Origin of the sequence: Alkalicoccus chagannorensis DSM 18086, from assembly GCF_000429725.1 — a bacterium.
In the GTDB taxonomy this organism is placed as follows: domain Bacteria; phylum Bacillota; class Bacilli; order Bacillales; family Salisediminibacteriaceae; genus Alkalicoccus; species Alkalicoccus chagannorensis.
Genome location: NZ_KE386944.1, coordinates 87,179 through 110,645, shown reverse-complemented (window position 1 = coordinate 110,645; position 23,467 = coordinate 87,179). Strand labels below are relative to the sequence as shown.

Sequence of the window (23,467 nt, the reverse complement as noted above, 5' to 3'; positions counted from 1 at the left end):
AGTCGCCTCGGCCTGCCGAGCGGGCGGCCTGACGATGCATGCGGGTCGCCTCCCGACATTTTTGAGCCACGCCGCTGTTTTTGAGCCACCTCGCGACGGCTTTGGGACGCTTTGCGCCTCAATGCCGACGCTTCGCCCGGATTTTGAGCCGCGATGTCCGGCCCTGCAGGAGGACCGCAGAAGTTCAACCGCACGGAACACGTCCGCCTTCCCGTGGTCGGACACAGCGCCCTCTCGAAGGAAAAAACTGATAACAAAAAAGCCCGGAGCAGGGCCGTCTTCCGGCTGCTTCGGGCTGTCCTTCGTTATCCATTCTCTGCTTTCCACGAGGCGACGAGTGCGCGGATCTCTTTTTCAGCCGCCGCCAGTCGCGTGTCGACTTCATCGGGATACGTGCTTGTCCCTTCCACGACGATGTGGTGATAGTCCTGAACGCCTGTCAGCGACCAGATCGTCCGCATGTAGCTCTCTCCGTGTTCAAAAGCAGCCAGCTTTCCTTCCGAATAGATGCCGCCGCGCGACTGGAGATGGACGACGGTCAGCTTCTGCATCAAGCCTTCAATCCCCTTATCGCCGAATGTAAACGTCTTCTCCGGCAGAATGAGCCGATCTATATACGCTTTGGCTGCCGCAGGGATTCCCATGTTCCAGAGGGGAGTGACCAGCACGAGCACGTCCTGCTCCAGCAGCTGCTCCACTTCCTCGGTCGTCACCGGCTTATCCGTCTCCCGCTCCCAAGCATCCAGAACGTCGCCCCCCAAGAAAGGGCTCGGTTCTTCATACAAGTCCCTTATTGTCAGTACCGTTTCCGGCAGTTCCCGTGCCACTTCTTCCTGAAAGAACTGAGCGAGCCGCAACCCACAGGAGCGCTGCTCTTCTTTCGGGTTGGCTGAAGCCAGCAGTATTCGCATCAACATCCTCCTCTTCTAATCGAGCATCCGGCGCGCCAGATAGAGGCGCTGCACCGCTGTGATGAGCTGAACGGCAATAAACAACAGCGCCATGTACAGCAGATAATCCGTGAACAGAATCATGAGCGACAAAAGAATGAACCCTTCCGTCCGTTCGGCAAGCGCCGGCTGATAGTAGAACGATTTTTCCGCCTCCTCATCCGCCACCGCCCCGACACTGATAAATATCGAGAACGTGTACAGGATCGTCCCCGTCAGCAGCAGCAGCGCCCACATCACATCCGGAAACCGGAGTGCGAGCGCAAAAATGATGCCGAACTCGACCAGCCGGTCAAAGCTGATATCCAGCACCGTTCCAAACTTGGAGCTCTTCGTCTGCCTTGCCATCGTACCATCGACCGCGTCCACAAAGCCAGACACCCAGAGCAGCACCAGTCCAAGCCAGTAGACACCTGCATAGACGCTGACCGCCGCTCCGATACCGACGAGAAAACCAGCCACCGTCACTTGATTCGGCGTCAGCCCGAGCCGCAAGGCACCTCCAGCTGTCGTTTCGATTACCGGCTGCACGTAGCGGCGCGCCTTCGTATCAATCATGCTCCGGCACCTCCTTTACCGACAGCTTTACAGAAGTCCCCTCGGTCAGCTCCTCCTCTGTATGCACAACCACGGTCTGGGAAAGGGTGTGCACCGTCAGCCGGTAAAAGCGCCATCCATACGCATACAGCGCGTGCTCCACGACAGCCTCCAGCTCTCCTTCCGGATCTACCTGCAGACGATCTGCCCCGATAAAGCCCTCTTCGCAGTAGAGCCCATCGCTGATGACGTCTGCGACGGCTTCGTTGACAGGAGCTGTATAGACGTCCTCCGGCGCGCCTTCCTGCTGCAGGAGGCCGTCTTTCATGACGAGAAGGTGGTCCCCCATCATGACCGCTTCTTCTCTGTCGTGCGTGACGAAGAGAGCGGTCACGCCCTCCTGCTTCAAAAACCGGCGGACCCAGAGGCGCAGCTGCTGGCGCAGGTGGGCATCGAGGCTCGAAAATGGTTCGTCGAGAAGCAGCAGTTCCGGCTGCAGCAGCAGCGCTCTCGCAAGCGAAACCCGCTGCTGCTGGCCGCCGGAGAGCTGGGCTGGATAATGGTCTTTCCAGCCGGTCATCTCTACTTTAGCCAGCATCGTCTCAGCTTCTTCGTTTCTTTTTTTCCGGCTGAGCCGGCGTTTGCCGTACTTCAGTCCGTAGAGGACGTTCTCCAGCACCGTCAAATGGGGGAAGAGAAGCGCATCCTGAAAGAGCAGGACGACGGGCCTCTTCTCCGGCGGTACGGACGTCATGTCCCTGCCGTGCAGCTGCATCGTCCCGCTGCTCAGCCGTTCCAGTCCGGCGATCGTCCGGAGCAGGGTCGTCTTCCCGCACCCCGAAGGACCGACAAGACTCGCTGTCTCCCCCGCCTTCACCGTGAAGGAGACGCCGCGGAACACGGGGAGCTGATCAAATTGTTTTTCTGCCTGATGAATGGTAAGCATGGGCGGTCTCCTTTCTATGTGCGCCTGAGCAGGTAGGTGAAGCCGGCCATGAGGCTTTCCCACAGCAGGAGAAAGACGGCCGGCAGTGCTGCAAAGACGACGGAAAATCCGGCGATGACAGCCTGATCGGCACTGTCAAAGAACGGGTAGTATAAAAGCGGGAGCGTGGTGACCTGACCGCCGCCGATGATCGCGGTGAGGACGTACTGACTCAAGGAAATGACGAAGGCGAGCACAGCCGCGCTGCGGAGGCTCGGGCGCATCATCGGGAGCAGGCCGGTGACAAACAGCGTTATCCGCGGCGCTCCGAGGGTGTCCCCGAGCCGGCGCCAGCCGGGGGCAATCCGGTCGAATCCGGAGCGGAGCACCCGGATGGTGTACGGCAGCGTCGGCAGCAGATGAATCAGGATGACCCCGCTGATGTGATCCGCCAGGCCTAAACGGATCATCGTGATGTGCAGCCCCATGGCGATCGCGAGGACGGGCACCAGAATCGGCAGAAACAGAATCGTCTCCAGCCAGACGACGCCTTTCAGCCGGCCGTGGCTGAGCGCATAGGCTGCCGGGATGCCGAGCAGCAGGTTCAAGGCAACGACGGTGATGCCGACGAGCATCGTTGTCAGCAGTGCCTGCAGGATCTGGGGATCTCCCGCGATGACATGCCAGGCCCGCATGCTCCAGTCGGAAGGAAAGAGGTCCGGATAGCGCCAGCCGAAGGTGATGCTGCGGAGAAAAAGGAACAGGACCGGCACCACGAACACGAGCAGGAGCATGCTCCAGCCGAGGATGCTACGCATGCGACCGCCCCCTTTCCCGCCAGCGGTAGGCGGTGGTGAGCAGCAGCAGCGCAAGCAGGATCGACCCGAGCATGAGCAGCACCATCATCGCCTGGGCGAGCGGCCGGGTGCTCCATCCGGACTGATAGAACCAGTCAAACGCGAGCACCGGCACCATGGATGGGTACGTGACACCGAGCAGAGCCGGTACTTCAAAGGCTCCGATGACGAACACGAACAAAATCAGCCCGGTTTCCAGCAGTACCGGCCGCACCCACGGCCATTCGGTGAAGCGGAAGCCGGTCCACCTGCCTGCCCCGAGGCTTCTGCTGACTTCCTGCATGCGGCCGTCCATCTCCTGGTACACCGGCAGCAGCATCAGCACAACGAACGGGATTTCCTTCCAGACGTACGTCAGGATGACGCCGATATAGGCCGTATCCTGGACCATCACGGGAAAGCCAAGACCGGCAGAAGCTGCTGCAGACGCAAACCATCCGGTCGGCGCGAAAAACAGCAGGATGAGGTAGGCTCCCACGAAATGGGGGATGAGCATCGGAAACCAGGCGCCGAGCTTCCATGTATCGCTCTTCATCCAGGAAGTGAGCGTTCTCGTCACGAGCAGGCCGAGCAGCAGGGACAGCATCGTCGAGACGAAAGCGACATACACACTGACGCCGAGCGCGGCATGGAATGTGCCATCCGCGGCAAGCGCCTCGTAATTGGCGAAGATGCCGCTGCTGCCGCCGACATCGAGACTCTCCTGAAAGGCACGGAACATGCCCTGCCCGACAAAGAGAATCATGAACACGAGCAGCGGCAGGAGCAGCAGCCACGACTTAACGCTGCTGGACAACTTCCTGCTCCCAGTTATCCTGAATCCAGTCGACATAGCGGGCATCCAGCTCCGGCAGGGCGTCCTCCTGCGGCACGACTTCTTCCCCTACCATCGCCTCGATCTCGTCACGCTCTCCGCTGCTCACTGCATCCAGGTCAAGAATATGACCTTCCCCCCAGCGGGAAGGCTCCAGCTTCGCAATCTGTGCTTCCGGTGAGAGCATGTAGTTGATCGCTACCAGCGCTGCCTCCGGTTCTGTCGTATTAAAGGGCATGCTCAAATAATGGACGCTGCTGATCGAGCCGGAGGTAAGGCCGATTGTCTCGGTGTCCTCCGGAAAAGTCCCCTGTTCAATCAGGCTCTCGGCACGGTGCTCGTTAAAGCCGAGCGTCATAGACACTTCCCCGTCTGCAAACAGCTGATCCTGCTGGGAGAGAGAATCCGGGTACGTCTCTCCTTCCCGCCACAAGTGAGGCGCCAGCTCCCGCAGCGTCTCCCACACGTCATCTCCGTTCTCTTCAAGCCAGGCTTCATCGTATTCTGCGAGGTCCTCCGGGCTCTCCGCCACATGGTGGAGAATATGCCTCACGAAGCCGTTTCCTGTGTCGTTGGAAACATCCGGGTACGTCATACTGCCGGGATTTTCTTCTGCCCAGTCGAGCAGCTCTTCCATCGTCTCCGGCGGGTCCTCCGCCCCTTGGAACTGGAAGGCATACTGGACGTTCCCCCATGGCACCTGCATGCCTTCCACTGCTGTCCCCATGTCGTTTTCAACATACGGTGCTTCCTCGTTGATGTAGTCCATGTTCGGCAGCATATCCGCAAATGAGCCGTAGAGGAGCTCGTTTTCTTTCGCCGTCCGGAAGTTTTCCCCGTTGATCCAGAGGATATCTCCGGATCCGTCCATGCTGTCTGCTTCCCGCTCGGTCATCAGACGGGACAGAAACTCCGGTGCATCCATCGGCTGCCGGCTGAACGTGATGTCATATTCTTCTTCCAGGTGCGGGGCGACCACCTCATCCATGTAGGCGTTAATGCCTTCGTCCCCGCCCCACATGTACATGCTGATCTCCGCTCCGGAAGCGGCTTCTTCGATTTCCTCCCAAGGTGCTTCCGAGAGGGTGTCTGCGTCTTCGGCTCCGCCTTCGCCATCCGCACAGGCGGCAGCAGCCAGGAGCAGAGGCAGGGGTACGTATCGTTTCATTTAAGATTCCTCCATTTCAAAATACAGGTGGTAGTGGGCTGCACAGCCGGGGTTAAAACCGGCACGGCAGGATGGACAGGCGTTTCCGGCGTTCAAATAGGCAGCAGCGCTCATTTCCTCTCCGCACACCCCGCACAGCACGGCCGGGGAGGGATCGGAGAGACGGCGCCGCTGAAAAGGCCTGCCGGTCCTCTCCAGATGGCACGAAACACACGGATAATACACGCTGCAGCAACCGCACTTTAAGGCGATCACATCGGTCGGCCCGTGGTAATGGCGGCAGCGCGTTTGTTGATCGACCGCTCCCGGGATGTCCATCGTTTCCCCCTCTTTCTTCTGAAAATGATATAATACGGCTATGGACCGGTCGGCTCCGTCCGACGGAACTCCATGATGATGCAGATGAAGGAGCGTTTTTATGCAGACGAAAACATGCCGCGATTCCAAAGTGATCAAAACGGGAAGAGTCTTCCCTCAGGATACCAATAATCATAACACGCTGTTCGGCGGAAAGCTGATGCGCGACATTGATGATGTGGCGTCAATTTCCGCCGCCCGTCACTGCCGCACCGAGTGCGTAACAGCCTCGACGGACTCCGTCGATTTCCTGCATGCCATCCGACAGACAGACTCGGTCTGCCTCGAATCACACGTCACTTCCACCGGCAAGAGCTCGATGGAAGTCTTCGTCAAAGTGATTGCAGAAGATCTGCTGACCGGCGACCGCCGTCTGGCTGCAACCAGCTTTTTGACGTTTGTTGCGCTCGGAGATGACGGAAAGCCTGCTCCTGTCCCACAAGTGCAGCCGGAGACCCCGGAAGAGAAATACTTATTTGATACGGCACCGGGGCGCGTCGCCGCCCGGAAAGAACGCCGCCGTCACAGCAAAGATCTAGCCGAGATTTTATCCGATCTGAAACCGTGGGATGAGAACAGCCCATCCTGAAGTTTACTATAATCCCGCGTCGGTTTCCTCTATCCAGGGCTCGATCTCCTCTCTGGACCACTTCCGGTCTCCGCGAACGAGCAGGGGAAGCATCCCATCTTCCGCAAGATGCTTCCATTCCTCCCAATAGGCTGAAGAGGCATAGACATTTTTAATGACAAAAGCTGCCCGATGCTGTTGAAGCAGAGTTTCCGCATACCGGCAGTGCATACACCCCGGCATCACGTACAATTCATACATATCGCTGCTCCTTTTGATATGACCTGATTTTATCTTACCGGCTGTGAGCTTCGTTCAGCAGTAATCTTTCTTACAAAGGAGAGAATCGGATGGACAAATTAACACTCCTCTCGCAGATCAATATCTTTGAGGAGCTCCCTATGCAGGAGCTGGAGTTGATCGACGCCATGAGTGACATGCAGCCGTTTCCGAGAGGACAGACCATCTTCTCCCCCGAAAAGCCGATCCCGGCGCTGTTTCTCCTGAAGCAGGGGCAGGTACGCCTCTACCGGCTGAACAGCCAGGGCCGGGAGTTCACCGTCGATATTCTGACGGACGGAAACATTTTCGGGGAGACGAGCTCGGTCGTGCTCACCGATGATACCGTAACAGCAGAAACGATGACGGATACGTATGTATGTATCATCAGCCGGGAGCAGTTTGAAAAACTCATCGAGCAGAACCCATCGATTGCGATGAAGCTGATCGACGTGCTGTCCGCCCGGCTCTCGGATGTGTACAAGCTCGGGGAGACGCTGGCGCTGCAGGATGTCCGGCACCGCCTGCTTTATCTGCTCTACCACCTGAGCTGCAAGAACGGCCGCCGGGTGAATGAATGGCAGACCATCGACTTCAAGCTGACCCATCAGGACCTCGCCAACATGATCGGCTCCACGAGAGAAACGACCAGCGCGGCGATGAGCCGTCTGACCAAAGAAGGCCTCGTGAAAAAAGAGCGGAACTTGTTCGGCCGCGAAAAAGCACTGCTGATCGACGCAGATCAAATCAAAGAACAGCTCGACTCCTGCTGAGGCAGGAGTTTTTTCTTGAGGCATCTTCCGCCTTTCTTTCGAGATTCCCACAGCATGGCATGCCGATGAACAAAGCTGAGGCTGGAACGAAAACAAAAGTGAAAGACGCCTCCGCCTTTTTTGTTGAAGGTCTCCCGGATCAAGCGGGTGCATGAATCCACTAGACAATCGCTTGCCGCGTGAAAGGCTTCAGCTGATCGTGGGACGAACCTCGACGGTGGATCTTCCGCTCTTGCTTTACCCGCAGGCGTCTCTTCTCGTTCACCCAACAACCAGCTTTGGAGCTGGTAGAACAGAAGCGCGGTGCATCTTTTGTTTAGAACGGCGCGTGCCGCAGGCTTTTCTTCGGAAGCAAAGGGCCTTCGTTTCTCCAGCGCAGCCGTCAAAGCCACCATCTGCCTCTATGAAAACTGATACATTCTTATCATGATGCACAAAAAGCCTTGTTCTCCCCAGTGGAAGAGCAAGGCTTTTTTTCAGTACCAACAGCACCCGCAGGCCCTGCCGGCCGTTTTTATTCTTCTTCGTTGTTGGAAGGATCGAGGTCGTCGCCATCCACATCGATTTCGATGTCAGCATCGTTATTGCCGCCGTCGTCCTCGTCGCCTCCACCGCCGAACGGAAGGAAATTCATGAGGAAGAATAGAATAATAATCACAATAATGGTAATAAACGCGTACTTAATAAAAACAGGTCCAGATTGGTTAGGTTCGTCTGCTGCCATGATTCATGCCTCCTCTATCGATCATCCGTCTTTTGCCTATTCTTCTATTTCCTTCATACATCCCGCTTAAACTCCAAAAACAGAGCTGCTTCCAACATAGCGAAAGGGCACCTCCACTGCTGTGAGGTGCCCCCGGCGATATTCTTGTCGTGCTGTTTTTCCTTACGGCAGCTGCGTGTGGCCCATCAAGAAGCGGTCACATTCACGCGCTGCACCGCGCCCTTCGTTGATCGCCCAGACGATCAGGCTTTGTCCGCGGCGCATGTCACCAGCTGCAAAGACACCTTCCACGTTCGTCTGGTAATCGTCGTAGGCTGCCCGTACCGTCGAGTTCGTTTTCGTCTCCACGTTCAGCTGCTCCAGCAGCCCCTGGTCGGGACCTTTAAAACCGATCGCAACCAGTACGAGATCGACCGGCCATACTTTTTCGGATCCTGGAATCTCTTCCCGGATTTTATTACCCTTTTCGTCGTATCGAAGTGACACGTTGACGGTGTGGACTTCCTTCACGTGATTGTTCTCGTCTCCGACGAATTTTTTCGTCATGACGGCATAGGCACGAGGATCGTCACCGAAGACCGCGCCCGCTTCCTTCTGCCCGTATTCAATACGATGGATGGTCGGGAACTGCGGCCACGGGTTTGTCATCATGTCACGCGTGTCGCCTTTTTTATCGTAAATGTCAAACTGGACCAGGCTCTTGCAGTTATGCCGGACGGAGGTTGCCAGGCAGTCCGTACCGGTATCCCCACCGCCGATGACGAGGACGTTTTTGTCTTCTGCAGAAATGTAGCTGCCGTCTTCGAGATTCGAGTCCAGCAGGCTCTTTGTGTTGGCATGGAGGAAGTCCATTGCATAATGGATTCCTTCCAGGTCCGTGTTTTCTGCCGGCACATCGCGGTGGACGGTAGCGCCTCCGCAGAGGATCGTCGCATCGAAATCCGCCTGCAGCTGATCAGAAGAAATATCCTTCCCAACTTCCGTGTTCGTAATGAACTCAATGCCTTCCTGCTCGAGAATATCCGTACGTCGCGTGACGATATGGTAAGGAAGCTTCATCTCCGGAATGCCGTAGGTCAGCAGCCCGCCGAGGCGGTCCGCCCGTTCAAAGACGGTGACCTGGTGGCCGGCTTTATTCAGCTGATCGGCAGCCGCGAGACCCGCAGGACCCGATCCGACGACAGCGACCCGTTTGCCGGTGCGCTGCTTCGGTGGTTCCGGCTTGACCCAGCCTTCTGCGAAGCCTTTCTCAATGATGGATTTCTCTACCGAACGGATAGCAACCGGCGGCTCGTTGATGCCGAGCACGCAGGCGCCCTCACACGGAGCCGGACAGGCAAAACCGGTGAATTCCGGGAAGTTATTCATTTCGTGCTCTTTTTGCAGCGCTTCATGCCACTGGCCGCGGTAAACCATGTCATTCCATTCCGGAATCATATGATAGACCGGGCACCCGGTTGTCACACCGCCGATTTCCATTCCTGTGTGGCAGGTTGGCACGCCGCAGTCCATACAGCGGGCACCCTGGCGCTGGGCTTCTTCATCTGACATCGGCAGGGTATATTCATCCCAGTCCTTCGTCCGTTCCGAAGGGTCACGCTCGGGTATTGTCTGGCGGCTGTATTCCATAAATCCTGTCGCTTTTCCCATCGTTTTCCCTCCTTGTTCTGTTCTGCTCAGGCAGAACGGCAGCCCGCAGGCGTCGGGCAAAAAGGCGGTCTTTCCGCTCCGAACCTGCTTATGGCTGCACGATTACTTCGCTGCAATCTTCGGCTTTTTGCTGTCTTCAAAGGCTGCCATTTCCGCATCATACTGGCTGAGTCCGCGGTTGAGGTGATGCTCGATGCGCTCCTGCATTTCCATGAAGCTGCCCGGAATCACTTTCACGAACTGGCCGACGTATTTGCTCCAGTTGTCGAGGATGCGCTGGCCTTTACGGCTGAGCGTGTTCTCAACGTGCTTTTCAATCATCCGCTTTACCTGCTCGATTTCTTTTTGATCCCCGAGCGACTGAAGATGAACAAGCTCCTGGTTGCACTTATCTTCGAATTCGTTCTTTTCATCGAGTACGTAGGCGATTCCGCCGGACATACCTGCTGCGAAGTTGCGTCCAGTGCCGCCAAGGATGACGACGCGTCCACCGGTCATGTATTCACAACCGTGGTCTCCGATTCCTTCTACGACGACATTGACGCCGCTGTTACGCACGCAGAATCGTTCTCCGGCATGGCCGCTGATATACGCTTCGCCGCCGGATGCTCCATAGAAAGCCACGTTTCCGATGATGATATTGTCTTCCCATTTAAACGGAGACTTGCGGGACGGACGGGCGATGATCTTTCCGCCGGAGAGTCCTTTCCCGATAAAGTCGTTCGCATCCCCGATGAGTTTCAGTGTAATGCCGTTCGGTACAAAGGCACCGAAGCTCTGTCCCGCAGATCCTTTGAACGTCAGACGGATGGTATCTTCCGGCAGACCGTCCAGTCCGTACCGGCGGCTGACTTCGCTTCCGAGAATCGTGCCGACCACCCGGTGGATGTTGCGGATCGACGACGTCCCTTTCACTGGTGTCCCGTTTTCCAACGCATCTTCACAGAACGGAAGAAGTTCCTGGTGATCCAGTGATTTCTCGAGCGCATGATCCTGTTTCCGGCTCGCGTATGCTGTCTGTCCCGGCTTAAGCTCCGGTTGATACAGCAGCTGACCAAGATTCAGATGCTTCCCTTTCCAGTGGTCGAGCTCTTCGTTCACTTCCAGCATGTCCGTACGTCCTACCATTTCGTTGACGGTACGGAAGCCGAGATCGGCCATCAGTTCACGGGTTTCCTGCGCCACAAAGCGCATGAAGTTCTCAACCGCATCGGCTGTACCCATAAACTTCTTCCGGAGTTCCGGGTTCTGTGTAGCGACACCGACTGGACACGTATCCAGGTGGCAGACGCGCATCATAATACAGCCGAGCACCGCCAGCGGTGCTGTAGAGAAACCGTATTCTTCTGCGCCGAGCAGGGTCGCGACAACCACGTCCCGTCCGGTCATCATTTTGCCGTCGGTTTCGACGACGATGCGGTCACGGAGCCCGTTGAGGAGCAGCGTCTGATGGGTTTCCGCCAGGCCGATTTCCCACGGAAGTCCCGCATGCTTCAAGCTTGTACGCGGTGCAGCACCGGTACCGCCGTCATAGCCGCTGATGAGAACAAGGTCCGCACGGCCTTTGGCCACACCCGCTGCGATCGTACCGACGCCGCCGGAAGAGACCAGCTTGACGGAAATACGGGCACGCGGATTGGCGTTTTTCAAGTTATGGATCAGCTCTGCCAGATCCTCGATCGAATAAATATCATGGTGCGGCGGAGGTGAAATGAGCTCGACACCTGGCGTCGATCCGCGCACTTCGGCAATCCAAGGGTAGACTTTCTTGCCTGGAAGGTGTCCACCTTCGCCCGGCTTCGCTCCCTGAGCCACCTTAATCTGAATTTCATCAGAATTGACGAGGTAATGGCTCTTCACGCCGAAACGGCCGGATGCCACCTGTTTGATCGAGCTTCGGCGCGAATCGCCGTTCTCGTCCGGTGTGAAGCGCTCCGGATACTCGCCGCCCTCGCCGCTGTTGCTGCTGCCGCCAATGCGGTTCATGGCAATAGCCAGCGCCTCGTGTGCTTCCTGGCTGATCGCACCAAGCGACATCGCCCCCGTCTTGAATCGTTTACAGATCGATTCCACCGACTCGACTTCTTCGATCGGCACCGGGTCGTTCTTCTTGAACTTAATCAAGCCGCGCAGCGACTGCAGGTTGCTCTTCTCGTCTGTGAGCAGACGGGAATATTCTTTGAACGACTCGTAGTCGTTGGTTCGTGTCGAGTGCTGCAGCAGATGAATGGTCTGCGGATTATACTGATGGTCCTCCCCGTTCTGACGGTACTGAAACTCATCGCCTGCCTCCAGACGCTTCGGCTTGCCTCGGTCTTCTTCATAAGCAGGCCCATGACGAAGAAGCACTTCTTCTGCCATCGTCTCCAGGCCGATGCCGTCGAGTTTGGAGGAGGTACGGGTAAAGTGACGGTCAATGACGTCCGTCGCAATGCCGACAGCTTCAAAGATCTGCGCTCCACGGTAACTTTGAATCGTCGAGATCCCCATCTTCGACATCACCTTGACGATGCCGTCTGTGACAGAATCAATGTATTGATAGACAAGGTCATGCATCGTGTAGGCTTTATCGATTTCGCCGCGGTCCCGCAGTTCTCCCAGAGAAGCGAAAGCGAGATACGGATTGATCGCTTCTGCACCGTACCCGAGCAGGACAGCGAAATGATGCACTTCACGGGCTTCACCTGTTTCCACAAGGAGGCTCACTTTCGTTCTTGTCCCTTGACGGATCAGGTGGTGGTGAAGTGCGGATACCGCCAGCAGGGCCGGCATCGCTGCGTGATCTTTGTCTACACCCCTATCCGAAAGGATGATCAGCTGTCTGCCTTCCTCGACGACGCGGTCTGCTTCTGCAAACAGATGCTCCAGCGCCGGCTCAAGGGCTTCTTTCCCATCCGCTGCAGGGAAAAGGATCGAGAGCGTTTCAGCGGTGAAGCCATCCATCTCCGACTGACGCAGGGTTTCCAGCTGTTCGTTGCTGAGCACCGGCTTGTTCAGACGAATATGCTTACAGCTGTCCGGCTTCGGATTCACAAGGCTGCCTTCCGCTCCTATCGTCGTGCTGATCTGGGTGACGATTTCCTCCCGGATTGCATCGATCGCCGGGTTCGTCACCTGAGCGAACAGCTGCTTAAAGTAGTTGTAGAGCAGCTGCGGTTTTTTGGAGAGCACCGCGAGCGGCGAATCGTAGCCCATGGAGCCGACCGGATCCTTTTTATCCGCCACGAGCGGCTTCAGGATCTTGTTCATTTCTTCGTTTGTATAACCGAACGCCATCTGCTTTTCTACGAGCTCTTCGCGGTCATCCGGAAGCTTGTTCCCTTTCACTTTCGGCACTTCATCGAGGTCGATCATGTTCTCATCGATCCACTCCCGGTACGGATGCTCTTTGGCAATCGCTGTCTTGATCTCTTCATCCGGGATGATTTTCCCTTCCTCCAGGTCAACAAGCAGCATTTTACCCGGGTGCAGACGTTCCTTGTAGGCAATGTCATCAGCAAAAATATCCAGGGCACCAACTTCGGAACCAAGTACAATCATGCCGCTGTTTGTCACGTAATAGCGCGCCGGACGCAGGCCGTTCCGGTCCAGTGTCGCTCCGACATGACGACCGTCTGTGAAACCGACCGCTGCTGGTCCGTCCCACGGCTCGATCAGCGTGCTGTGATATTCATAGAAATCCCGTTTTTCAGGTGCAATGGAATCGTCGTTGGCCCATGGTTCAGGAATCATCATCATCGCTGTATGTGCGAGGGATCGACCGGAGAGGTGCAGGAATTCAAACGCGTTGTCGAACATGGAGGAGTCACTGCCGTTTTTATCAATAACCGGCAGGAGTTTATCCAGGTCTTCTGCTTCGAAATGCTCGGACTGACAGAGCTTTTCGCGCGCTTTCATCCAGTTTACGTTCCCGCGGATCGTGTTGAATTCCCCGTTATGGATAGTGTAGCGGTTCGGGTGCGCCCGCTTCCAGCTTGGGAAGGTATTCGTACTGAATCTGGAATGCACGAATGCGACCGCTGTTTTGAAGTCCGGGTGATTCAGGTCGATAAAGAACGAATCGAGCTGTTCCGGAATGAGCATGCCTTTATAAATGATCGTACGCGTGGAGAGACTGCAGATGTAGAAATCCTGATTCTGCATCGTTTTGGCAATTTCAATCTCGGTACGCTTACGGATAATGTAGAGACGGCGCTCGAATTCATCCTGATCAGCCATTTGATCGGACGGGCCGATAACGACTTGGCGGATGAACGGCTCTGTCTTTTTCGCTTCGTCCCCGACGAAGGAATCGTTTACAGGAACCGTACGCCACCCGAGAATACGCTGGCCTTCTTCTTCTATAATCTTCTCAAAGATTTGACGGGATTCTTTTCTTTCTTTCTGCTCCTGCGGAAAGAAAATCATTCCGATCCCGTAGCGGCCTTCTTCCGGCAGCGCAATATCTTCTTTATGAAACTGCTTTTCAAAAAAACGGTGCGGAATCTGGGTCAAAATGCCGGCTCCATCACCGGAACTGACGTCGGCGGACTGTCCACCCCGATGCTCGAGGTTACATAGGATTGTCACCGCATTTTGAACGATATCATGGGATTTCGTTCCGTTGATATTCGCAATCATCCCTATTCCGCAGGCTTCATGCTCTTCTCTTGGGTCATAGAGGCCCTGCGCCTCAGGATATCCGTGTTTCATCATGATAACGTCCCTCCTTGAAAATTCAAAATATGCGCAAATGAGAAAATATTAGCTGCACCAGCGAATATATAATCATTTACACACATTTTTATGCAGACTTGTTTGCAGTCTTCGTTAGAAATGCTGCACAAGCCCCCACAAAGAAAAATTCAGAATTCGAGTAATTTTTCCTTCATATCATTGAATAATACCATCTTTTTTCGAATTTACAAAGGCATTATTTAACACTTTGTCGCTATTTTCAGACAACAAACGTTTGCAAAGCCTTGCTGCATCAGCATTTTTCGATCATTCGCCCTCCGTAGATTTTCTACGCAGGGCAGCCGTTAAAGCCATTTCAGCCGTGTTTCTTCATATTTAAAACCAGTGAAAATTTGAATACTTTTTGAACACGCATGGCATATAAAAGTATTATTACAAATAATTTCCTTACTAAACATTTTCCATACACTTTGTTGTACGTTTTTATGTATGCGTTTACAACGAAGTGTTTATGCATGCACGGGCATCGCCTCACTGAAGCAGCCGATCGTCCTTGAGAACGAACGTCAGACCAGAAGCGCGGAGCTTTCTGGTCTGGTCGAGGAGCACAGCCTCTCCGACAGACGCGGAAGAAGCTAGCAGCTATTCTTTTAAAAACCAGATCTTCACTGCTTCTCCCCGGTTCCTTACACCGAGCTTGTCGTAAATGTGATGACTGTAGCTCTTCACGGTACCGACGGCCACCTGAAGAACATCTGCGATCTGCTTGTTCGTCAGCCCTTTCGCCATATGGAACAGCACCTGCTGTTCCCGGTAGGAAAGCTGACCCGACACCGTCGTCGGCGGTGCCATCGCTTCTTCCGTGACGTCGGCGGTTCTGCCAGCCGCCTGAGCAGCGACCGCCTGCTCCGGCTGTATGCCGGCAGCGGTGCGGAGCATCTGAATGTACGAAGGAGAGATGTACGCTCTGTCCTGATCTGATAAGGTCCGGAGCAGCGGTTCCAGCGGCGCGGCATCCAGAATCGTACGCGTATAGCCGTACTCCATTCCCTGCTTCAGCGCCCGCCGGAAGTGAAGAGAGGCTTCAGCCGGTTCATTCAGCCGGACCCTCGCCGATGCAAGCAGCATCTCCAGCTCAATGACAGAAGCGTAGCGCCTTTCTCTATAGGCACCGGCAAGCAGTTTGCCAATCCATTCGACCGCTTCCCGGTACCTTCCCATATGAAGGAGGACGCGCACTCCCGTAATTTGTTCAAACTCTTTCGCTGCCACATAGGACTGGACGAATACTTTCTGCTCGTACCACGTTTCCAGCATCGTGTCGTCGCCGCTGTGCTCTGCAACCCGGATGCGGATGCAGGCGCAGAGATCACGCCAATGTGCAGATACTTCCTCGCTGTTTTCCATCGTATCCTCAAGCAGATCCACAATGCCGTAAGCTTCCTCAAGATTATTGACGGCGAGCGCCTGCCGGACGCCGAGCCAGCAGGTCGGGAAGAGCACGCCGAGGTGGTAGTGCCTCACGCCGAGATCGATGCCGCGGTGAACGTAATAGTTTACCAGATGGCGCTGGTTCCACTCATACATGATTTCGCCGAGCATGGCAGAGCCATAGCCGAGCAGGATCATCTGCCGCGAAGTAAACATCCATCGGAGCTGCGTAAAAATATCATAGGTTAAGAACAAATTCCCCCGGCACCCGAGTCTGCTGCGGAGCAGACACGTTTCGCCGAAATTCAGCACGACACTCTCCTGCAGATAGCTGGTTTCTTCAATACCTTCTTCCACGGCCTGGCGGAAGCGGTCGAGCGAATGCCTCGGCTCGTTATCCAGAAAAGCCATATAAATACGAATGACGTGGACCTCCGCCATCGTTTCAATATCATCTGAAAAGGAAGCCTCGATGGCGGCAAGAATTTCTCTGGCGCGCCGGTTCATATGATGAAGAGCAGCAGACCAGGCCTGGATCAGCAGGACCGGAGCGCTGTTTTTTTGATAGGAGAGCGGAAACGCTTTGGTCCAGCGGAGTAGGGTTTCCACCTCCCCACTTTTCAGCAGCAAAAGCGACACTTTCTGCATGTATGCTTCCGCAGCGTCCCACCACTGCCCCTGCAGCAGGTGTTCGACCGCTTCTCCCATCATGTCCCGGCTTTCATACCATTCAAAAGCTCTGTAGTGAAATGCGCGTTCCGTCTCTTCAGAAACCGAGCAGCGGCTCGTTACGGCTGCTTTCATGAGCTGATGATACCGGTACCATCCGTGCTCCTCGGGGATGCGGTGCAGAAACGCATTGATCTCACGCAGGTAGCGGATCATATAATAGCTGTCCTCACGTTCAAGCACATAATCACAAAGCTCCGCGTTCATTTTCGGGAACAGCCGGGCGGTGTAAATCATAAACTTCTGCACATCAATGCTCTGGCTCATCACGACTTCTTCCACAAGATAGTAGGACACATCGGTCGTATCATCCTGCAGAAAAGAGGCTGCTGTGGCCTCCGGTTCATGCTGAAAATACAGCGAAGACAGCTTGACGCCCGCCGGCCAGCCTTCCAGAAAGTGATGAACCCTCTCCAGGTCTTCTTCCGACAGCCCTGCTCCTTCCTGAAGCAGAAACTGTTTCGTTTCTTCCAGGGAAAATTGGAAATCCTGCCGTGACCAGTGCTTCACCCCTCCATGCAATTTCAAACGGTGCAGTTTCAGCGGGAGGGCGGCTCTGGAGATCAAGCATAGTTTTAACTGATGGTTTCGTTCCAGCAGAAGCTGTTCCAGCCAGCTGACGAGCACCGGATGGCTTAGATGGTCCGCTTCATCGACGAGAAGGACGACAGGTTCTTTCATCAGCTGGAGTACTTCCATCAGCGGAGTGACGGGCACCGTATGCCGTCGCTGATAGGACATGACCAAGGCATCCTCGACGCTCTCCGTTACATTGACTCCCGCTTCTTTCAGCGTCTGAAAAAAACGACGGAGAAACGAGACCGGATCCTGGTCCCTGTCGCTCAGCGTCAGCCAGACCGTTTTCCATTCTACGGCTTCTTCACTCCACTGGCGGAGCATCGTTGTTTTTCCGTAGCCTGTCGGGGCCGTGACAATGCTGACACTGTTCTCTCCTACTGCATCAAAGCTCCTCCGCAGTTCTTCCCGTTCCAGAAGTCCATGATGCACCGTATAGCCGGCATGTATCCTCTCCATAAGTATTTCCCCCTGGCTTGAGTTGATGATCAGCTCCGGCTCCTTCCACCACGTCCCTGTCACTGGATTTTGATTAATTCGTCCGATTGTCTAATTACTATTATAACCGAATATTTAAAGAAGGAAAGGTACTTTTGTCAACAAATTCGCATGATTCAGAATAAGTAATTAGAAAAATATTTTATATATGGATATAAAAGGAATAATAATAGAATTAAAGATGGGATGATGGAAAGCGTTCTTCTGCATATCGCGGGAATAATCCGAATCTTGTGTATCACTTTTCTGCAGGAAACCACATTTTCCCGTTTTTTTACACAAACCACCCTCTGCGACGCCAAGCCTTTTGCAGAAAGACGAAAACGTTCAAGCATACGAAAGAGGATCAGGCTCTTGGCCTGCCGCTATGTTGTCTCTACCTCTCGGCCGGAAGAAACCGTGTCGACTCGACAGGGAAAGTCCGCCGCCCGGCCCCTAAACATCGTCGCCCCACGGCAAAAGCCCGTCGCCCCGGAGGAAAAGCGCGCCAAACGGTTTCAACCCCGCCATACGAGGCGAAAGGTACGTCGAGGTATGCACGCAGCCCTGTCGACTCACGCCGAAACCCCGTCACCTCACAGCTCCTTCCGCCTCCGTCCCTGCCCTTAGGAAAATGCTCCTCTACAGCCAAAAACCGCTCCCCTCCGAATAACGGAAGAGAGCGGTCTGCTGTTTAACGCAGCAGGTGGTTGACTGCTTTACTGTACCTGTCCCGTGCGTCGGCGGACAAACATCATCGCTCCGCCGGCCATAGCAGCAAGCATACCGAGCATCGTGTAAAGAGGCCCGTTGGAAGCCGTGGCCGCCATTTCGTTTCCTTCTTCGTCATGGTTGTTGTCAGCATTGTTATGATTATTCATTTCGTTGTTGTAGTTGTCCTCATCATGATTGTTATTCATCTCGTTATTGTAGTTATTGTCATCATGATTGTTGTTCATCTCGTTATTGTAGTCATCTTCACCTTCATGATCTGCTGCTGCCATGATCTGTCCACGAATTTCCCCATCCGGGTATTCTTCTGTGTGTACGTTTACATACAGCATATCGTCTGTCATCGCTTCAAGCAGCTCATCCCAGCTCATGTCACCGGCCAGGTCATCTTCTCCAAATGTGCCGGATGCCAACTCTCCATCTACATCCTGTACTTCATAATCTTCTCCGAGGAAATCCACTTCGACCGGACCATCTTCCCCTTCAGCACCGCTGTGAATGTGGGCCATCGTGACATCTGTCAAATCGTGCACTTCCAGCGTGTAGCTTACTTCATCCTGATCGTCATTTAACGTGAAGGAGGCTTCGCCATGGGCATCACTGTCGACATCATGTACTTCCTGATCCGGCGTCATCTCGGCTTCAAACATTGTACCATCGTCGTGGTCATGTGAGTCTGCTGCGACTGTACCTGCTGCACCAGCGAAACCAACTGCGCCTGCAAGTGACAATACCATTGCTTTTTTCATAACCTCTACCCCTTTTGGAGAAATTTTGTGCGGCTGCACCGCTGGTTCGTCTATTGCCCTTTTCGTCTTTTGTTAAACCTATGTACAATAATTATACAAATGATTCACGGTTTTACCATGCGGTACCTGCCCATCTGCAGCCTCTCTTTCCTGTTTTATCCTTCCGTTATTCCTCCAGGCGGGTTTGAACCCGGGCGGATTCAGGTAACTCGTGATATAGGAGGGATATGTATGAAAACAGAACTTTATATCAACGGAGAATGGACCGGATCGGACCTGGAGCAGATAGACGTAACGGACCCAGGCTCCGGTGAGGTGATTGCCACCATTCCAAAAGGCGGTTCTAACGAGACGAGCCGGGCTGTCGATGCAGCAGAAGCCGCTTTTGCAGACTGGAAAAGAACGACTGCTGCGGAACGCGCCGGCATGCTCCGCAAAGCTTTCCACCTGATGCAGGAGGATGCGGACAACCTCGCTGAACTGATGACAAAGGAAAACGGGAAAACACTCACCGACTCCAAGCAGGAGGTTGCGTACGCCGCTTCCTTCTTCGACTGGTTTGCCGATGAAGCGAAACGTATTTACGGCCGGAATGTTCCCGGTAAACATGCCGACCACCGCATTGATGTCATTCATGACCCTGTCGGTATTTCTGCTGCCATCACCCCGTGGAACTTCCCAGCGGCGATGATTACACGAAAAATTGCCCCGGCCCTGGCAGCGGGGTGCCCTGTTATTGTCAAACCGGCGACCGCCACCCCACTGACAGCCATGAAAATCATGGAATACTGCGAACAGGCCGGCATTCCGAAAGGGGTCGTCAACCTGATTACGGGGAGTGCCTCGGATATCACGAAAGTCTTCATGGAAGACCGCCGTGTGAAGAAAGTGTCTTTCACAGGCTCTACCGAAGTCGGAAAAATGCTGATTGAACAGAGCGCTGCACAAGTCAAAAACCTCTCGCTCGAACTCGGCGGCCACGGCCCGCTCATCGTCATGAACGACGCGGACATCGATACAGCGGTCCGGGAATCCCTGCGTGCCAAATTCCGAAACGGCGGCCAGTCCTGTATCGCCGCCAACCGCTTTTACATTCAGCGGGACGTTTACGATGCGTTCACAAAGCGGTTTACGGAAGAAGTCCAGAAGATGTCTGCAGGCTACGGCCTTGAAGAAGGCCATGACATTGGAGCCGTGATTGATGAAGACGGCTGGGACAAAATCGACCGCCACGTGAAGAATGCTTCTGACAACGGAGCTGTAATCGCAGCCGGTGGAAAAGGGACGAAGGATAACGGTGCCTTCTTCTATGAGCCGACGGTGCTTACCGGCGTGACGCAGGACATGGTGATCATGCAGGAGGAAACATTCGGACCGGTTGCTCCGATGGCCGTTTTCGATACGGAAGAAGAAGCCATTGAACTGGCCAACGATACCCCATTCGGACTTGCTGCCTATGTCTTCACGGACAGCATGCGTACCGGCACCCGGATCACGGAAGCACTTGATTTTGGTGTCATCGGCTGGAACGATGGCGTTCCGTCCGCGGCCCAGGCGCCGTTCGGAGGAATGAAAGAATCCGGATTCGGACGTGAAGGCGGCATCGAAGGCATCGAAGATTATCTGGAGAAAAAGTACGTCGCTAAAAATATCGGGGGCTGATCCCCATAGAAAAAAGCCCGTCTGCTGCTTTACGGAGGCGGGCTCTTTTTTCGTGCAGCATCCCCGCACGACGTTTTCAGACGTACGGTCTGTTGTCTTATCCTGGGCAGAAACCCGCCAGTGCCGCCCGCGTCTCTCTCTATGTCCACCGGGAGACAACACTCCCTTTTTCCTCAGGACGAGCCGCTGCGCCGCTTATGCACCTGCACCCATGGGCGGCCGTCACGCCAAGAGATATCCATCGGAACCTGGAAGACGTCACGCAGATGTGGTGTCTGCAGGACGTCCTCTTTTTTTCCCGCATCATAACGCCGGCCATTTTTCATAAGCAGCGCGTGGGTGATCGATGGGATCACCTCTTCCAGATGATGCGTGACGTACAAGAGGGTCGGGCCTCCAGGGCTCGTCACTTCTTCGAGTGTATCCAGCAGCTCTTCCCGGGCATAGACATCGAGACCGGCGCAGGGCTCGTCGAGAATCAGCAGCTTCAAGTCTGCCATCCACGCGCGGGCGAGCAGTGTTTTTTTACGCTCTCCCTGCGAGAACTGGGCGAATGGTGCCTCCTCCAGATGACGGATGCGGAAACGATCCAGCAGCTCCCGGGCACGTTCTACATCGTCTTCTGTGACCGGTTCATATAAGCCGACCGAGGCGTGCCTGCCGCTCAGCACGATATCGAGCGCATCGGCCTGTGCATGGGCCTGATACTGCTGGTCCAGTGCCTGGCTCACCCAGCCAATCGACTTTTTCAGCTCGGGCATATACGTTTTCCCATACCGATGACCGAGCACATCGACCGGCCCGCTTCCGGCTTTCGGCCAGAGAATGCCGGCTGCCACCTTCAGCAGCGTCGTTTTTCCCGATCCATTTAACCCGAGCACCGCCCAGTGTTCGCCTTGGTTTACCTGCCAGTCAATATGTTCGATCAGCTTCCGGCCGTTTTTCTGCACCGTCGCATCTTGAATATCAATGACCTTCTCCATGTTCAGGCCTCCTTCGTTTCTGACGATGGGCAGCATGTCTCACGCTCTGCCTGCACCGCGGGTCACGCCAACGCTTTTTCCCAGCGGATGGGCGTCCTTTTATCATACAAAAAGAAAGAGGCGCCGCCAAGCACGCCTCTTCACAATCCTGCTCTGCTTATTGGTTATGCTGCACATGCTGGTCGCGCCGGACGTCAGCAACACGCACTTCCAAGTCTTCTGCCAGCGCGGTCAAGGTATCCGCTGCGCGCTGCAGCTGGGTGAATGCGGCCCGCTGCTCCTCTGTACCGGCAGCAGCCCGCGCTGCCTGTTCCTGGCTGGCTTCCGCGGTTGCCGTCACTTCTTTGGTAGCGGCCTGCATGTCGGTCATCTGCTGATCCAGCGAAGCTGCAATCGCGGCAGCCTGCTTCGTTTCTTCCCGGACCTCCTGGGCATAAGCCTGAATGCCTCGGAACAGCTCCCCGGCGTCGGTTACTTCCCTGCTGCCTTCCTCGACGGCACGTCGGCTCTGATGCATCACCTGATCCATGTTTTCCGAGTCCTTCGTCAACTCTTCCAGCGTGGCCGCAATCTGCTCTGCATAGCCATGGGAGGCATCCGCCAGTTTTCTCACTTCATCGGCGACCACGGCAAACCCTCTGCCTGCTTCTCCTGCTCTCGCCGCTTCAATGGCAGCGTTTAAGGCGAGCAGGTTCGTCTGCTCCGAGATGCTGGAGATCATGCCGAGTGTTTTCTTCATTTCCGCAGCGCGGTATTCCAGCTGCTTGGATGCCGTATCCATGGCGGCTGTGCTCGTTTCAATCGAGGTCATCGCAGCACCGGCGCGTTCCATGCTTCGGAGTCCTTCCGTCACTTTTCCTTCCGTTTCGGCCGCCGCTTCGCTGCTCGCGTTGATCTGCGAGCTGAGCTGCCGGCTTTCTTTTTTCACTTCTTCAATAATCGACGCCGACTCTTCCATCGACGCCAGCTGCTCCTCCGCTCCCGCTGACGTATCCATGACCGCGGTGGAAATCTGATCGCTCTTCGCCGCGGCATCCGTCATCCCATCTTTCATTTCCCGCACGCTCGTCGTCAGCTGTTCTGCACTCTCCTGCAGGCGGGTGCTCAGGCCGGCGATCGTCTGCCGGCTTGTTTCCTGATTCCGGTCTACGATGGCGTAGTACCGATGTCTGGCAGAAATCTGTATAATGATAACTGCGGCTGTAAATAGAAGAAACACCGCATGTATCATCAACAGCGCAAACGGATAATCCGCCGTACCGCAGATCAGTTCCGGCACGGTGAAATAGCCGGCGAGGTGCTGGACAGCAAAGATCGCTGTACTGATCGTGACAAGCCGGATGCTCTCATAGTAGGCGAGCCCTGCCAGCACCATAAAGATGGAAAAGTGGTATTCCACCATGCCGTCTCCGCCTGCAATGATCGAGATGCTGCCGAACGTGAGCGTCAGCATCACCAGCGCAGGTACCGCAGCGTGATCCCGCTGCTTCCAGTAGAAAAAAACAGCGGCAGCAAACAACAGAAATGGTACAAACAGCAGCACATTCAGAATCGGGGCGAAATGGGCGGGCTGCGAAGCCTGGGTCTGTGACAGCAGCAGGTATGTATCCAGCCATCCAATCTCCCGGTGAAGAAAGTGAATAAGAAACGACAGGGCAAGAACAAAAAAGGCAAAACCGAGCATGATCGCGTTTTTCCGTTGTGTCATGATGTGCATCCTCTCCTACGTTCGTTGTACATACATTGTAATGCGAAATGAATATCTAATCAAATATACCCTGATACCTATATTAGAAAACCATCTTCATCCTACCCAGGTCGGAGCAAGCATCCTTTCTTTCTGCCTGTT

The 23,467-nt window shown here is 55.0% G+C and carries 19 protein-coding genes; 3 read left to right on the top strand and 16 right to left on the bottom strand.

The features are described 5' to 3' along the window. Positions 1-305: 305 nt before the first annotated feature. The 7 genes from G477_RS19860 to G477_RS21025 are packed head-to-tail and all read right to left on the bottom strand — an operon-like array spanning position 306 to position 5,569. Positions 306-911, bottom strand: coding sequence for an FMN-dependent NADH-azoreductase (locus G477_RS19860; protein WP_051288106.1), 606 nt, complete (start codon positions 909-911; stop codon positions 306-308). Between the two features lie 15 nt (positions 912-926). Continuing rightward, the gene (locus G477_RS0115370) at positions 927-1,508 is read right to left on the bottom strand and encodes a CDP-alcohol phosphatidyltransferase family protein (protein WP_026698682.1); all 582 of its coding nucleotides are present in this window, start codon (positions 1,506-1,508) and stop codon (positions 927-929) included. Then, positions 1,501-2,433: an ABC transporter ATP-binding protein gene (locus G477_RS0115365; RefSeq protein WP_035212189.1), complete on the bottom strand. Its 933-nt coding sequence runs from the start codon at positions 2,431-2,433 to the stop codon at positions 1,501-1,503. Before G477_RS0115365 ends, G477_RS0115370 begins: the two co-directional genes overlap by 8 nt. Positions 2,434-2,447: 14 nt before the next feature. Next, entirely contained in the window at positions 2,448-3,230 is a 783-nt protein-coding gene (locus tag G477_RS0115360) for an ABC transporter permease (RefSeq protein ID WP_026698680.1), read from the bottom strand. After that, positions 3,223-4,065 (bottom strand): ABC transporter permease, encoded by an 843-nt coding sequence (locus G477_RS0115355; protein ID WP_035212187.1) that lies wholly within the window; start codon positions 4,063-4,065, stop codon positions 3,223-3,225. Before G477_RS0115355 ends, G477_RS0115360 begins: the two co-directional genes overlap by 8 nt. Further along, positions 4,049-5,251 (bottom strand): ABC transporter substrate-binding protein, encoded by a 1,203-nt coding sequence (locus G477_RS0115350; RefSeq protein ID WP_026698678.1) that lies wholly within the window; start codon positions 5,249-5,251, stop codon positions 4,049-4,051. Before G477_RS0115350 ends, G477_RS0115355 begins: the two co-directional genes overlap by 17 nt. Next, positions 5,252-5,569, bottom strand: coding sequence for a CHY zinc finger protein (locus tag G477_RS21025; protein ID WP_084406292.1), 318 nt, complete (start codon positions 5,567-5,569; stop codon positions 5,252-5,254). It lies immediately after the preceding gene. Positions 5,570-5,669: 100 nt separating this feature from the next. Between G477_RS21025 and G477_RS0115345 the strand changes: the two genes are divergently transcribed. Next, positions 5,670-6,197 carry an acyl-CoA thioesterase gene (locus G477_RS0115345; RefSeq protein WP_026698677.1) on the top strand — a complete coding sequence of 176 codons (528 nt, stop codon included), beginning with the start codon at positions 5,670-5,672 and terminating at the stop codon, positions 6,195-6,197. A 6-nt stretch (positions 6,198-6,203) separates the two neighbouring features. Here G477_RS0115345 and G477_RS0115340 read toward each other — a convergent pair whose 3' ends face one another. Next, complete coding sequence (locus tag G477_RS0115340) at positions 6,204-6,437, bottom strand: thioredoxin domain-containing protein (protein WP_026698676.1); 234 nt, start codon at positions 6,435-6,437, stop codon at positions 6,204-6,206. An 89-nt stretch (positions 6,438-6,526) separates the two neighbouring features. Between G477_RS0115340 and G477_RS0115335 the strand changes: the two genes are divergently transcribed. Beyond that, on the top strand, positions 6,527-7,228 hold the full coding sequence (locus G477_RS0115335) for a Crp/Fnr family transcriptional regulator (protein WP_026698675.1): 702 nt from the start codon (positions 6,527-6,529) through the stop codon (positions 7,226-7,228). Between the two features lie 261 nt (positions 7,229-7,489). On the opposite strand, the gene G477_RS21270 is transcribed toward G477_RS0115335, so the two are convergent. The 6 genes from G477_RS21270 to G477_RS20635 form a co-directional block, all read right to left on the bottom strand. Beyond that, positions 7,490-7,807 (bottom strand): hypothetical protein, encoded by a 318-nt coding sequence (locus G477_RS21270; protein ID WP_156897377.1) that lies wholly within the window; start codon positions 7,805-7,807, stop codon positions 7,490-7,492. Continuing rightward, entirely contained in the window at positions 7,743-7,952 is a 210-nt protein-coding gene (locus G477_RS0115325; RefSeq protein WP_026698674.1) for a hypothetical protein, read from the bottom strand. The genes G477_RS21270 and G477_RS0115325 overlap by 65 nt, the downstream gene beginning before the upstream one ends. Before the next feature lie 162 nt (positions 7,953-8,114). Next, a complete protein-coding gene (locus tag G477_RS0115320) occupies positions 8,115-9,602 on the bottom strand; it encodes a glutamate synthase subunit beta (protein WP_026698673.1) in 1,488 nt (495 codons plus the stop codon). A gap of 102 nt (positions 9,603-9,704) precedes the next feature. Beyond that, positions 9,705-14,297 (bottom strand): glutamate synthase large subunit, encoded by a 4,593-nt coding sequence (gene gltB / locus G477_RS0115315; RefSeq protein WP_026698672.1) that lies wholly within the window; start codon positions 14,295-14,297, stop codon positions 9,705-9,707. Positions 14,298-14,921: 624 nt separating this feature from the next. Continuing rightward, entirely contained in the window at positions 14,922-17,474 is a 2,553-nt protein-coding gene (locus G477_RS0115310; RefSeq protein ID WP_026698671.1) for a winged helix-turn-helix domain-containing protein, read from the bottom strand. A 737-nt stretch (positions 17,475-18,211) separates the two neighbouring features. Then, the gene (locus G477_RS20635; protein ID WP_051288101.1) at positions 18,212-18,973 is read right to left on the bottom strand and encodes a CHRD domain-containing protein; all 762 of its coding nucleotides are present in this window, start codon (positions 18,971-18,973) and stop codon (positions 18,212-18,214) included. A gap of 231 nt (positions 18,974-19,204) precedes the next feature. On the opposite strand from G477_RS20635, the gene G477_RS0115300 reads away from it, so the two are divergent. Beyond that, entirely contained in the window at positions 19,205-20,635 is a 1,431-nt protein-coding gene (locus tag G477_RS0115300; RefSeq protein ID WP_026698670.1) for an NAD-dependent succinate-semialdehyde dehydrogenase, read from the top strand. Positions 20,636-20,808: 173 nt separating this feature from the next. Here G477_RS0115300 and G477_RS0115295 read toward each other — a convergent pair whose 3' ends face one another. Both G477_RS0115295 and G477_RS0115290 read right to left on the bottom strand, forming a co-directional pair. Further along, the gene (locus tag G477_RS0115295) at positions 20,809-21,618 is read right to left on the bottom strand and encodes an ABC transporter ATP-binding protein (RefSeq protein WP_026698669.1); all 810 of its coding nucleotides are present in this window, start codon (positions 21,616-21,618) and stop codon (positions 20,809-20,811) included. Between the two features lie 157 nt (positions 21,619-21,775). After that, positions 21,776-23,326 (bottom strand): methyl-accepting chemotaxis protein, encoded by a 1,551-nt coding sequence (locus G477_RS0115290; RefSeq protein ID WP_026698668.1) that lies wholly within the window; start codon positions 23,324-23,326, stop codon positions 21,776-21,778. Positions 23,327-23,467: the final 141 nt, after the last annotated feature.